Below are 11,614 nucleotides of genomic sequence, written 5' to 3'. Positions count from 1 at the left end.
TGTGCTTCTTCAAAGGAAACGCCGTGTTTTCTTTGATTAGCACTATCCTTCCTTGGATCCCATTCGAACTTAATCATACATACAATATATTTACATCATACGTATCTGTCAATGGGGGCATAACGACAAAGCTGTGCGGCGCAAACGGAGCGCAGCGTAGTTTGCGTCCGAACGAGCGCATTGTTAGGGCTTTTTAGATACATTTGTTGCCACCTTTTCGATTGCGTTTCTTATGTCCTTGAGCTTTCTTACATATGGGTCTTGAGGTATATCTGACCCATAATATGCTTGTAGATCAATAATGTTGTCTTCTTTAACAGTTTTATCGGCATATGAATATTCGGCTGTTATTGTGAAGTGTTGTGGCAATATCTCTTTGTCAGCATCCTCAGCAAACAGTTTGAATGATTGAGCCAATGAGAACGTGATTTCAGCGCCTGGTGGAAATGACTCAATAACATTATTAAATGCTGCAAATGTGGCTAGGTCTTTCTCTCCAGATTTTTCACCAAATTTATGAAAAGATTTATCTATGCTTAATTTGAGTTTGCTTGCTGAGGTTTTACCAGTATTTGATATACGAAGATAGAAAATTGGGTTGTCCGGCTCAAGGATTGGCGCGACTGTAACATACGGTCTTGTTACTGCTTCTGCTTGCTCATGCATCACTTCCACAACTTTTTCGTTGGCACGTAATATACGGAAGGTTGCCCATGCATAAAATGCTGTAATAAGAACCAATGCGCCAGTTAAGTAGTCAATTACCATTGATTTCCTTTAAGCCCTAACGTTACCCATAACCGGCAGCCGAAAGCGGAGCGACGAAGGAGCGTAGCTTTTGGCTGTCCGAGTTTATGGGCTTGTTATGTTTCATTTGAATGCCAAACCGACACCAAGGATACCCAGCGCCACGCTTATAACTCCAAGCCAAGTTGCGAGGCGGACTACTACCTGCGGATGGCCTATGCTCGCACGGAACCTGCCCCAAAGACCGTTTTCCTCCGAAACCTCGAGATCGTGACTTTCCTTTGTTGCAATTCCACCAAGGCGCTTCCGATACCAACCGTTAATTATGATTGTTTTCTCGGTTGGATCGATGTTAAGCCGTGGTGGTTGGTTGTATTCCTTGGTGAAGTTATCGTCAATCTCCAAGGCCTCGCAATACACCACAGCGCCATTTGACTTGTTCTTGATTTTGATGATTGATCGCGGTGCATAGCCATGGTTGCTGAGCCATACCCAGCCTTCATTCATGTCAGAACGTGTTGAGGCTAGGACTTTGTACACGGCTCACCTTCTGAAAACATAACGCTTGAAACCAGCCGCGCAGTTTACTGCGTCGGGTGGGTTGATTGGTTAGGTGGCGCTTCCTCCCTTCGATAGCTATCCAACGGTGGAATTGGCTCAGGTATTTTAAGCAATTCTGGTGGCGGCTTCGGGCATGGAATTAAAATAGCGCCCTCAGTTAACCTAGCCCTAAGTTCGCTTGAGAAAGGAACTGGTGCATTTTTGTCTAGAACAGCTACTGCCCACTCTCGAAGCCCCCTATCTGACTCTGCGGTACTTGTTAAGATATTTACAGCCATTTGCACATAATCTTTCTTTACCGACTCACTTGATATTTTCGACTGAACAATCCAGCCAAAAAATGCAATGAGCAATGGAATTGCAATCGCGGATATAATCGAGCTGATGACCTGAATTCGCTTTAGCATTTCCTGCTCATCGGCCATTTTCGTATCCTTTAAGTAGGTAAAACATCAAGCCACCTAACGATTTGCGTAACCGGCTGGCAATGGAGCGCAGCGGAATTGCCAGTCCGGGTTGACGCGATTGTTAGATGATTTTTACCCTCAACATTTCGTTGCCACCTTTCTGAAACTCATAATCAACTCCTTCTATGTTGCATTCATAGCCTTTAGATCGCAGCTCCTCCACAACACCTGCGAGATGGCGAGATTTCTTTGCCCCCAGCTCAAGCACTGGAAATATTCTCGCCTCGCCAGCGACCCTACACATTTCAGCAATAGATTGAACATGAAAATCCGATGAATAATGCTCACTATAGAGAAACAGGAAATGTGAGCATAGCGCCAAATCAAACTCCTTGTCCGAGAACGGCAGAACGGGGAGCTCTGCATTGATATATCGGCCTTGTTCCTTCCCATCCGGGTAATCGGAAAGGAACCGCTTCATAGCACTCATTCTTACCTGGCCCAGTTCTTCTGGGCTCTTGATATTCTTCCAAACAAACTCCTTTTCGTTTTCCTTTGTCTGATTCAGAACGGTAGAACATGTTTCTTCTATTCTTGCCTCTATCTCTTTCGCTGAAAATCTGTATATCGGATCAACAGATACAACTGTTCCACCCTTGCGCGTCAGTTCATAATTGAAACTGGCTGGGCCGTCACTACACCCTATGATTTTCTTGGCAAGGTTGTTCTCTGACAAAGAAAACATTGATACATATTCATCATACGACCTTCCCCAAGGTACTACTTTCTCTAATGTGAACGCCATTCCCTTTCCATCATCTAACAGTGATTAGGCGGCCCAATGCCGCAAAACAAACACGGCCACCGGCCGTCTATCACTCCACCCGTCCAGCGCCGCCTTCAGCCCCTTTGTCCGAAACCTAGCGCAGAACCCCCATTACGGCAAACGGTTATGCTCCCTCGCGCCCTCGATGGCGATGCCTGCAGGCATGGGGGCCAGGTTGATAGGCGGCGTGGTCATCGCCGCCTATCAGATCCCTTGAAATCGGATTGGACTTTGCCAGAGACATCGGGGCATGAGACGGAAACCCCGCACCCTTTCCCGGGGCAGCGGTGCCGCGGCCGTCGGAGCCGGTGCTACTGCTATCCAGACATTGGGGCCCGATCCATAACCCTCGGCATGAACACCCCCGCCGCAAATCCCTGCCCCGCACGCCGCAGCATGCGCTTGAGCAGGAAGTCGAACAGCAGCGGGTTGTAGTCCCGTATCTGGCGCAGCAAGCGGTCTTCCTCGTCGGTAATCAGGCCGCGGTCGGCGAGATAGCCGGGCGAGAACAGGGGCAGTATGCCAGGCAGGGGATAGTCGGAGCCGTTGACCAGGCGCGGGTGCCAGTCGGTACGTGCGAGCAGGGTGTCGAGCACCCGGTCATCGCGATTGACCTGGGTGACGGCGGACAGGTCGCCGAACAGCAGGCCTTCGTATTGCGGTTCGTCCATCAGTTGGGCGAAGAGCGCGAAGTTGCTGCGCTCGGGGCCGTCGGGTCCGACATCGAGGTCGATGCCGCGGCCGAGCGAGGCGCAGTGGGCCACGATGACGGTGACGCCCTGCGCCAGCGGGCAGCGCAGCCGCAGGGGATTGCCGAGGGGCTGGGCGCGGCCGCCATGCACGGCGTATTCGGTGCCGCAGTGCACCAGCAGTGGCAGCTTCAGGCGAACGAGCGCGGCGTAGAAGGTATCGCACAGCGGGCTGGCCGGGTCCATGCCCATGGCCGAGGGCAGCCACTTGACGGCGCGCGCACCAGCGGCGGCCGCGGCCTCCAGGGCTTCCAGCGCGTCCTCACGGTAGGGATGGACCGAGGCGATCCAGCCAAGGCGATCGGGATGGGCCGCGGCGATGCGGGCGGCGAGTGCGTTCGGGGTGTGGAAGGCGGACAACTCGGGACGACGCCGGCCCTGTTCGTCGTAATGGTAGTCGAAGGCCAGCAGCAGCAGGCGGTAGCCGGGCGGAAAGTCGTCGAGGAGCCACAGCAGGCGCTCCAGATAGCGGCCGTCGCGGTCCTGGTCGTGATCGGCGCAGGCGGCGTTGAGATAGAAGCGGAACTGGGTGTACTGCCAGGGATGGACAAGGCGGGTCATGTCGGGGTTGATCCAGATGCCGCTGCCGCCGTCGCCGACGCCGATCAGGTGGACATGACAGTCCAGGCAGCGGGCAGGGTCGAGCCCCTGCCAGGCGGCCTGCACGCGCGGGTGCCGGCGCAGCGCGTCCGGCAGGCGGGTGTCGGGACAGGCATTCCAGAGGCCGTCGCGCGGCCAGTAGCGCGCCAGCAGGCCACCGAGCCCGCCCAGTCCCATCCCCGCAAGAAATTCCCGTCGATCCAAGTCAGCCCCCTCGTTCGGGACAAGATAAACGAAAGCGATGCCGAGGAAGCGCCCTTGACAGATCGGGGAAGCCGTCTACATTCTGGATTGAGTCTTAATCCAGAATCAGAAGCGGGGCACCGACCCCACCTGCCATCAGGAGGACGCACCATGAAGGGAAGACTGCTCGCGTTGCTCATCGGCTCGGCAATGACGGCCCCGGCGCTGGCCGCCCCGCCGCTGGGCCTGCCCCCGGTGCCCGTGCCGGCCGACAATCCGCAGACCGAGGCCAAGGTCCGCCTCGGCGAGCGCCTGTTCCACGATGCGCGCTTCAGCGCCGACGGCAAGGTGAGCTGCGCCACCTGCCATGATCCGGGCAAGGCCTTTACCGACAACCTGCCGGTGTCGCGCGGCTTCATGGGCAAGACCGGCACCCGCAATGCGCCCACGGTGCTGAACGCGGCCTACATGGAGACGCTGTTCTGGGACGGCCGGGAGCCGGACCTGGAGGGCCAGTCGAAACAGCCCTTCATCAACCCGGTCGAGGGCGGGCTGAAGGACCATGAGCCCATCCTGGCCACCATCCGCAAGGACGCCGCCTACGTGAAGGCCTTCCGCGAGGTGTTCGGCGTGACCCCGGACGCCATCGACATGGATCACGTCGCCAAGGCCATCGCCAGCTTCGAGCGCACCCTGGTCACGGGCGACTCGCCCTTCGACCGCTACCGCTACGGCGGCGAGAAGGACGCCCTCACGCCGCAGCAGATCCGCGGCTTCCGGCTGTTTCTTGGCAAGGCGCGCTGCGTGTCCTGCCATCGCGTGGAACAGACCCAGGCGCTGTTCACCGACAACCGCTTCCACAACATCGGTGTCGGCTTCAAGCGCATCCAGGGCAAGGAAATGCAGACCGCCGCGGCCTTCCTCAAGGCCAAGCGCGCCGGCGCGGACGTGGACAAGACGGTGCTGACCCAGGCCAACATGTCCGAGCTGGGGCGCTTCGCGGTCACCGAGAACCTGACCGAAGTGGGCGCCTTCAAGACGCCGACCCTGCGCAACATCGAACTCACCGCGCCCTACATGCACGACGGCAGCCTGGAAACGCTGGAGGACGTGGTCGAGTTCTACAACAACGGCGGGCGGCTGAAGCCGACCGACCCCCTTTCGCCCTTCCTCAGCGGCGGCATTCGTCCGCTCGACCTGACGGACGAGGAAAAGGCCGACCTGGTCGCCTTCCTGAAGGCGCTCACCAGCCCGAACCTGGACCGGTTCGCACGCAAGTAAGGGAGGATTACAGACATGAGCCGCATCAACCGACGTGATTTTCTGAAAAAGGCCGGCGCCCTGGCCGCGGCGGGCACCCTGCCCCTCAGCCTGGTGGAACTGGCCTTCGGCAAGAACGATCCGCGCAACTTCACCTTTGCCTTTCTTTCCGATTCCCACATCACGCATATCAAGGGCCGCGAGTTCGTTCGTAACTGGGACCGTGGCCTGATCCGTGCCGTGGCCGAAACCAACCTGCTGGACCCGAAGCCCGATTTCATCGTCTATGGCGGCGACATCGCGCAGCTCGGCAAGCCGGAGGAGATCGACCACGGCCTGGAACTGCTCAGCGGCCTGCGCAGCGACGTCCACTACGTCATGGGCGAGCACGACTACTACGTGGACCTGGGCGAGTACTGGCGCAAGCAGCTCGGTCCCGACCACTACAGCTTCGACCACAAGGGCGTGCACTTCGTGGTGCTCAACAGCATCCTCACCTACGACAAGTGGATGCACGGCAACTGGCCGGACGGCATGGCGCGCATGAAGGAGATGGCCCGGCTGGACAACCCCAAGGGCTCGCCCTTCATGGTCGGCGAGGCCCAGCGCAAGTGGCTGGCGGAGGATCTGGCCAGGGTCAGCCATGACACCCCGGTGGTGGTGTTCTCGCATTCCCCGCTGCAGAAGATCTACAAGGGCTGGAACTTCTGGACCGAGGACGCCGAACAGGTGCAGGCGCTCCTCAAGCCCTTCCGCAAGGCCACGGTGATCTACGGTCATGTACACCAGATCCAGTACAACCAGATCGACAACATCAGTTTCCACTCGGTGATGGCGACGGCCTGGCCCTGGCCCTATCCCGCGACCTACAACCAGGCGCCCAGCCATCTGGCCAAGCTGACCGTGCCCATGAACCGCGCCGACCCCTTCTTCGAGCGCGATGCCACCGGCTGGCAGTGGATCGACGTGCACTCCGGCAACGTCGACCTGCACTACTTCCTGCCCAACAACACCAACCGCACGGTGGCCTTCGACGAGAAACTGGGACATCCGGTGGATACCCGATACCAGGATCCGGCGAAGCGCATCCCGCCGCAGGAACACTATTGATCAGGGCACATCAGGAGGCATCGAACATGGACAAGCATCGCATCGTCAACGCCATCGCCACGCTGGCCCTGGTCGGCAGCCTGGGCACCACCGCCCGGGCCGACGAATTCGACCAGGCCGACCTCGACCGCTGGCAGGCCGAATTCATGACCGTGGTCGAACGCGGTGACAAGCTCTTTCATGGCGGCCTGAAAAGCAGGAACAGCGTGTCCTGCGACCAGTGCCATCCGAACGCGACCAACACCCACCCCGAGACCTACCCCAAGTTCCAGCAGCAGCTGGGCAAGGTCGCGGTGCTGGGCGAGATGATCAACTGGTGCATCATGAACCCGCTGGAAAGCGAGCCGCTGGCGCTGGACTCCGACGAAATGATCGCCCTGCAGGCCTACATCCACTGGGAGCGGCGCGGCGCGGCGCTGACACCCGGGAAGCACTGAGTACCGATACCTCCGAGCGGGCACGGCCGCAGGGCCGTGCCCTCCTTCTCCCATACCCGCCCCCGGTGGTCCTGCTGTCACCGAACGATCTTCGTGCCAGGGGGTTTTGTGTAGCCCGGATGCAGACCCGCAGGGTCGGAATCCGGGGCAAGGCCATTCCCGGATTCCGCGACGCTTCATCCGGGCCACGCCATCTCTCCCATACCCAGCTCCCGACGCCCCTGCTAGAATGGGCGCCCGCCGCAATGCCGCTGGATACCGCCCATGAAAATCGTGATCCGAGGCTTCTTCCGCTTCGTACGGCTGCTGCTGGCCCCCGTGATGCTGGCCTGGCTGCATGCACCCGTCTCCGGGCGGGTACGCCGCGACGCGGCGGCCCAGGCGGCCCTGGATGCGCGCACGGCGAATCTGGTGCTCTACCACTTCCCCACCTGCCCCTTCTGCATCCGCGTGCGCCGCAACCTCCGTCGCCTGGGACTCAAGGTCGCAGAGCGCGATGCACGCAACGACGAAACCGCCCGCGCCGAACTCGAAGCCGGCGGGGGCAAGGTGCAGGTGCCCTGCCTGCGCATCACGCACGAGGACGGCCGCGTGGAGTGGCTGTACGAATCGGACGCCATCAACGCCTGGCTGGCGCGCCTGGCCGGGGAATGATCAGCGCGGCCCGGCACGCCAGGCGTGCAGCCGGGCCACGGGGTCCTGGCGATAGAAGGCCTTGAGCTGTTCGTACACCGCGGGATAGTGGTCCCAGATCCGTGCCGGCCACTCGAAGAACACCTCGCTGACGACGGCGAAAAACTCTGCCGGATCCTCCGCGGCATAGCCGTCGAAGGGCAATGGCCGGCCACTGTCCACGCGCGCCCGGAAGTCCTCGAAGGCGGCGGACAGGGCCTCGGTCCAGGCCCGGCGGTCCATGCCGGGATGCAGGGGCGGAAAACCGTTGGCCGCACCATTGAGCATGTCCAGCTTGTGCGCGAACTCGTGGATCACCAGGTTGTCGCCGTCCAGCGCCCCGCCCTCGGCCACCTCCGGCCAGGACAGGATCACCGGTCCGCGCAGCCAGGACTCGCCCTCCAGTGGCCGTTCCTGTTCGTGGACCACGCCGGCCTCGTCCACGAACTCGTGCCGGGTGAGGAAGCGCTCGGGATAGACGATCACCTCGACCCAGCCCCGGTACCAGTCCAGCCCCAGTTCTAGAATCGGCAGCGCCGCCTGCAATGCAATCACCTGCGCGGCATGACGATCGACCACGAAGCCGCCGGCGCCGGTGAGCTGCTTCTCGGCCAGGAACAGCGCGGCCAGCGCACGCAGGCGCGCGCGCTCGTCATCCGACAGCGGCGCCAGCAGGGGCAGGGCGGCCTCGGCGCGCTGCCAGTCCGGCCCATCCAGATCGGCAGTGGCCAGCAGGCGCCGGCGGCGCCAGTCTCGATACCAGGCGAACATCTGAACCCTTCCGCTGAAAGCGCCCATCAAACCACAGGCCCGCATGTTGCACCAAGGCCCGGCCGGGTTCATGCCGGCTTCCGCTATCCCGCATATTTCACCAGGGGCTGCGGATGATGGCGGATTTGCAGCCGGGCTCGGGGAGGGCTGGCGCTCAAGCCGTAGCCGTCGCTACGGCTTGAGTGAAGCACCCCCGAGGCCGAGCGAAAATCCGCCAGGGCCGCAGCAGGATGCGGGCGGCACGAATCGTACTCCGGGCCATGGGCAAGAAATCTGGTTCATTGCCCCCAGGTCAACCAGTTGCCTGCCGCCCGCTTCCGCCCTGGTGAAATATGCGGGCTATACTGCGGCCATTCCGGATTCAACCAGGAGAAACACCATGCGACGGACATCCATGATGCTGGCACTGCTGGCGGCAATCGCCCTGACCGCCGGCTGTACCCAGGAACAGCAGAACCGCATCTCGCGGCTGGGCGTGACCTTCCTCGAAGGCGACTATCGCGTCACCTACGCCGATGGCGAGCATGTGAAGAGCTGGATCGTGAAGGACGGCAAGGTGACCAGCGAGCCACAGAAGGGCTACTACTATTTCTGGGCCGTCATCGACGGCAGGAAGGCCTATGTGCAAACGCCCATTGCACGTACCTACATAGAAGAGATCCCCTGAACGACACCCTGACGCAAGCCGCGCATCACGCCAGGGTCGATTTCAGAAACCGGCGCAGTTCCCGCAGCGGGCGGGTGTTGAGCACCTGTTGCGGCTGCAGCCAGGCGCGCTGGGCCTGCAATACGCCGTGCTCCAGGCCGTCGAGATCGGCCTCGCTGTGGGCATCCGAGCTGATGGCGATGGGAATGCCGGCCTCGGCGGCGGCACGGGCGTGCACGTCGTCGAGGTCGAGCCGCTGGGGCTGGGCATTGAGTTCCAGCGCACAGCCGCGCTGGCGGGCGGCCTCGAGCACGCGATCGAAGTCGATATCGATGGGGTCGCGCTGGAAGATCAGCCGGCAGGTGGGGTGGCCGAGGATGGACAGGCAGCGCTGGTCCAGCGCCCGCAGCAGGCGCTCGGTCTGGCGGCGCCGGCTCAGGCCGAAGCGGCTGTGGACCGAGGCCACCACCAGATCGAGCTGGCACAGCACCCGGTCGGGCAGGTCCAGCGAGCCGTCCTCGAGGATGTCCACCTCGATGCCCTTGAGCAGGCGGATGCCGCGCAGCCGGTCGTTGAGCGCGTCGATGGCAGCCATCTGCCGGGCCAGACGCCCGGCATCCAGGCCATGTACCATCTTCAGGCGCTGGCTGTGGTCAGTGATGGCAAGATACTTCAGCCCCCGCGCCCGCGCGGCCCGGGCCAGCGCCTCCAGGTCGAGCTGGCCGTCGGTCTCGCGGGTGTGGGCATGCAGGTCGCCCTGCAGGTCCGCGCACTCGACCAGCCGCGGCAGCCGGCCTGCGCGTGCCGCCTCGATCTCGCCGCGCATCTCGCGCAGCGGTGGCGGGATAAGCGGCAGGCCGACCGCGGCATAGACCTCGGCCTCGGTACGTCCGGCGATGCGGCGCTGGCCACGAAACACGCCGTATTCGTTGATCTTGAGTCCCTGTGCCCGGCCCAGCTTGCGGATGGCGATGTTGTGGGCCTTGCTGCCGGTGAAGTAGTGCAGGGCAGCGCCGAAGCTTTCCGCAGCCACCACCCGCAAATCCACCTGCAGGCCGCTGCGCAGTACCACCGAGGCCCGGGTGCTGCCGCGCGACAGTACCTCGGCGACCTCGTCGTACTCGACCAGCGCCTGCATGACCGGCGCCGGCCGGCCGCTGGTCACCAGCAGATCGATGTCACCCACCGTCTCCCGGCCACGCCGGTAGCTGCCGGCGATGACCGCGGCCTCGACGCCCTCGATGGCAGCCAGGCGCTCGCGCAGCGGCTCGGCATACTGGCGGGCGACAGCACGCAGGAAGCGCTTCTTCTTTTCGGTGCGACGGGTCTCGATGCGGTGGAGGATCTGCGCCGTCAGCTTCGGGCCAAAACCCGGCAGCGACTGCAGGCGGCCATCGCGGGCGGCCTTCGCCAGCCCGGCGAGGCTGTGTACGCCGAGCTGTTCGTACAACGCCCGCACCCGCTTCGGCCCCAGGCCCGGCACCTGCAGCAGATCGACCACGCCCGGCGGCAACTGCCGGCGCAGCGAGTCGAGATAGGCCAGCCGGCCCCGGGTCACGAACTCCCGGATCTTCTTTGCCAGGTCCTCGCCGATGCCAGGCAGTTCGGTCAGGTCGACCCCGGACGCGACCAGATCCGTGAGTTCCTCGCCGAGACTGCGGATGTTCCTCGCGGCGGTGCGATAGGCCCGTACCCGGAAGGGGTTGGCCTGCTGCAGCTCGAGCAGCTCGGCGATCTCGTCGAAGGCGGCGGCGATGTCCTCGTTGTGAACCGGCATCGGGGGCTCAGCGGGCGAAGATTTCCTCCAGGAACCCCAGCGTGCGCTGCCAGGAATCCCGGTCGGCGGCACGATCGTAGGCCAGCGGCATACCGAAGCGCGCGGCGAAGGCATCGGCCTCGGGATTGGTGAAGCTGTGCTTCACGTCCGGATAGACGTGCAGCTCGAGACGGGCACCGGCGGCACGCATCTCCTCCTCGAAGGCCCGCACCAGCTCGGGCGGTGCGAAGGGATCGGCGCCGCCGGTAAACACCAGCAACCGGGCCTTCACCGCCCCGGGCCGGGCCGGAAGGTCCGTGCCCAGTGAGCCGTGGAAGCTGACCACGCCATCGAGGTCCTCGCCGACGCGCGCCATGTGCAGCACGATGCCGCCGCCGAAGCAGTAGCCGATGGCAGCGATGCGTTCGGGATCGACGGTGGGGTGCTGCGCGAGCAGGGCACGGGCAGCGCGGAAACGGCGTTCCGCCGCCGGCATGTCGGCCAGCACCGCCTGCATGAAGCGCTTCGCATCGTCGGGGTGATCGGCGGTGCGGCCGTCGCCATACATGTCGAGTGCAAAGGCGGTGTAGCCGGCCTGCGCCAGCATCTCGGCGCGGCGCCGGGCATAGGCGTTGTGCCCCCACCACTCGTGCACCACCAGTACCCCCGGGCGCCTGCCCTCGATGGCATCGTCCCAGGCCAGCCAGCCGGTGAAATGCTGGCCGCCCAGGGTGTAGTCGACGCGCGCGCCCTGCACCGTGGCCAGCGCCGCAGTTGCAAACAGGCAGAGAACGAGTGCTGTCCAGCGCATGGCGATCGGCTCCTTCCGTGCGATAGGGGGCTTCCACTGTCCGACAGGGGCTTGATCCCTGTCAAGGAGCGGGCCTGA

Annotated in this window: 13 protein-coding genes; 5 read left to right on the top strand and 8 right to left on the bottom strand. The window is 62.3% G+C overall.

The annotated features are described in order from the left end of the window. Positions 1 to 183: 183 nt before the first annotated feature. From MVF76_RS07710 to MVF76_RS07690, 5 genes are all read right to left on the bottom strand, one after another. Entirely contained in the window at positions 184 to 768 is a 585-nt protein-coding gene (locus MVF76_RS07710) for a hypothetical protein (protein ID WP_297528226.1), read from the bottom strand. A 102-nt stretch (positions 769 to 870) separates the two neighbouring features. Beyond that, the gene (locus MVF76_RS07705; RefSeq protein ID WP_297528225.1) at positions 871 to 1,254 is read right to left on the bottom strand and encodes a hypothetical protein; all 384 of its coding nucleotides are present in this window, start codon (positions 1,252 to 1,254) and stop codon (positions 871 to 873) included. Positions 1,255 to 1,331: 77 nt separating this feature from the next. Then, complete coding sequence (locus tag MVF76_RS07700) at positions 1,332 to 1,733, bottom strand: hypothetical protein (protein ID WP_297528224.1); 402 nt, start codon at positions 1,731 to 1,733, stop codon at positions 1,332 to 1,334. A 103-nt stretch (positions 1,734 to 1,836) separates the two neighbouring features. Continuing rightward, on the bottom strand, positions 1,837 to 2,520 hold the full coding sequence (locus MVF76_RS07695; RefSeq protein ID WP_297528223.1) for an SAM-dependent methyltransferase: 684 nt from the start codon (positions 2,518 to 2,520) through the stop codon (positions 1,837 to 1,839). Between the two features lie 338 nt (positions 2,521 to 2,858). Beyond that, positions 2,859 to 4,094, bottom strand: coding sequence for an amidohydrolase family protein (locus tag MVF76_RS07690; RefSeq protein ID WP_297528222.1), 1,236 nt, complete (start codon positions 4,092 to 4,094; stop codon positions 2,859 to 2,861). Between the two features lie 150 nt (positions 4,095 to 4,244). On the opposite strand from MVF76_RS07690, the gene MVF76_RS07685 reads away from it, so the two are divergent. The 4 genes from MVF76_RS07685 to MVF76_RS07670 all read left to right on the top strand — a co-directional run bounded on the left by MVF76_RS07685 (position 4,245) and on the right by MVF76_RS07670 (position 7,534). Further along, positions 4,245 to 5,354 (top strand): cytochrome-c peroxidase, encoded by a 1,110-nt coding sequence (locus MVF76_RS07685; protein ID WP_297528221.1) that lies wholly within the window; start codon positions 4,245 to 4,247, stop codon positions 5,352 to 5,354. A gap of 15 nt (positions 5,355 to 5,369) precedes the next feature. Next, positions 5,370 to 6,443: a metallophosphoesterase family protein gene (locus tag MVF76_RS07680; RefSeq protein ID WP_297528220.1), complete on the top strand. Its 1,074-nt coding sequence runs from the start codon at positions 5,370 to 5,372 to the stop codon at positions 6,441 to 6,443. Between the two features lie 26 nt (positions 6,444 to 6,469). Beyond that, positions 6,470 to 6,880, top strand: coding sequence for a hypothetical protein (locus tag MVF76_RS07675; protein ID WP_297528219.1), 411 nt, complete (start codon positions 6,470 to 6,472; stop codon positions 6,878 to 6,880). Between the two features lie 264 nt (positions 6,881 to 7,144). Further along, complete coding sequence (locus tag MVF76_RS07670) at positions 7,145 to 7,534, top strand: glutaredoxin family protein (protein WP_297528218.1); 390 nt, start codon at positions 7,145 to 7,147, stop codon at positions 7,532 to 7,534. On the opposite strand, the gene MVF76_RS07665 is transcribed toward MVF76_RS07670, so the two are convergent. After that, complete coding sequence (locus MVF76_RS07665) at positions 7,535 to 8,323, bottom strand: zinc-dependent peptidase (protein ID WP_297528217.1); 789 nt, start codon at positions 8,321 to 8,323, stop codon at positions 7,535 to 7,537. A 379-nt stretch (positions 8,324 to 8,702) separates the two neighbouring features. Between MVF76_RS07665 and MVF76_RS07660 the strand changes: the two genes are divergently transcribed. Beyond that, positions 8,703 to 8,990 carry a hypothetical protein gene (locus MVF76_RS07660; RefSeq protein ID WP_297528216.1) on the top strand — a complete coding sequence of 96 codons (288 nt, stop codon included), beginning with the start codon at positions 8,703 to 8,705 and terminating at the stop codon, positions 8,988 to 8,990. A 25-nt stretch (positions 8,991 to 9,015) separates the two neighbouring features. Here the strand turns inward: MVF76_RS07660 and polX are convergent, their stop codons facing one another. Together polX and MVF76_RS07650 are read right to left on the bottom strand one after the other, a co-directional pair. Beyond that, complete coding sequence (gene polX, locus MVF76_RS07655) at positions 9,016 to 10,746, bottom strand: DNA polymerase/3'-5' exonuclease PolX (protein ID WP_297528215.1); 1,731 nt, start codon at positions 10,744 to 10,746, stop codon at positions 9,016 to 9,018. A 7-nt stretch (positions 10,747 to 10,753) separates the two neighbouring features. After that, positions 10,754 to 11,536 (bottom strand): dienelactone hydrolase family protein, encoded by a 783-nt coding sequence (locus MVF76_RS07650; RefSeq protein ID WP_297528214.1) that lies wholly within the window; start codon positions 11,534 to 11,536, stop codon positions 10,754 to 10,756. Between the last annotated feature and the right edge of the window lie 78 nt (positions 11,537 to 11,614).

Origin of the sequence: Thiohalobacter sp. (assembly GCF_027000115.1) — a bacterium.
Classification (GTDB): Bacteria; Pseudomonadota; Gammaproteobacteria; order Thiohalobacterales; family Thiohalobacteraceae; genus JALTON01.
This window is presented reverse-complemented; position numbering and strand designations above follow the sequence as displayed.

Bases quoted from the DNA above. Each gene is read 5' to 3' on its own strand.
- MVF76_RS07710 (WP_297528226.1), bottom strand. From the start codon at position 768: ATGGTAATTGACTACTTAACTGGCGCATTGGTTCTTATTACAGCATTT.
- MVF76_RS07705 (WP_297528225.1), bottom strand. From the start codon at position 1,254: ATGAATGAAGGCTGGGTATGGCTCAGCAACCATGGCTATGCACCGCGA.
- MVF76_RS07700 (WP_297528224.1), bottom strand. From the start codon at position 1,733: ATGGCCGATGAGCAGGAAATGCTAAAGCGAATTCAGGTCATCAGCTCG.
- MVF76_RS07695 (WP_297528223.1), bottom strand. From the start codon at position 2,520: ATGGCGTTCACATTAGAGAAAGTAGTACCTTGGGGAAGGTCGTATGAT.
- MVF76_RS07685 (WP_297528221.1), top strand. From the start codon at position 4,245: ATGAAGGGAAGACTGCTCGCGTTGCTCATCGGCTCGGCAATGACGGCC.
- MVF76_RS07680 (WP_297528220.1), top strand. From the start codon at position 5,370: ATGAGCCGCATCAACCGACGTGATTTTCTGAAAAAGGCCGGCGCCCTG.
- MVF76_RS07675 (WP_297528219.1), top strand. From the start codon at position 6,470: ATGGACAAGCATCGCATCGTCAACGCCATCGCCACGCTGGCCCTGGTC.
- MVF76_RS07670 (WP_297528218.1), top strand. From the start codon at position 7,145: ATGAAAATCGTGATCCGAGGCTTCTTCCGCTTCGTACGGCTGCTGCTG.
- MVF76_RS07665 (WP_297528217.1), bottom strand. From the start codon at position 8,323: ATGTTCGCCTGGTATCGAGACTGGCGCCGCCGGCGCCTGCTGGCCACT.
- MVF76_RS07660 (WP_297528216.1), top strand. From the start codon at position 8,703: ATGCGACGGACATCCATGATGCTGGCACTGCTGGCGGCAATCGCCCTG.
- polX (WP_297528215.1), bottom strand. From the start codon at position 10,746: ATGCCGGTTCACAACGAGGACATCGCCGCCGCCTTCGACGAGATCGCC.
- MVF76_RS07650 (WP_297528214.1), bottom strand. From the start codon at position 11,536: ATGCGCTGGACAGCACTCGTTCTCTGCCTGTTTGCAACTGCGGCGCTG.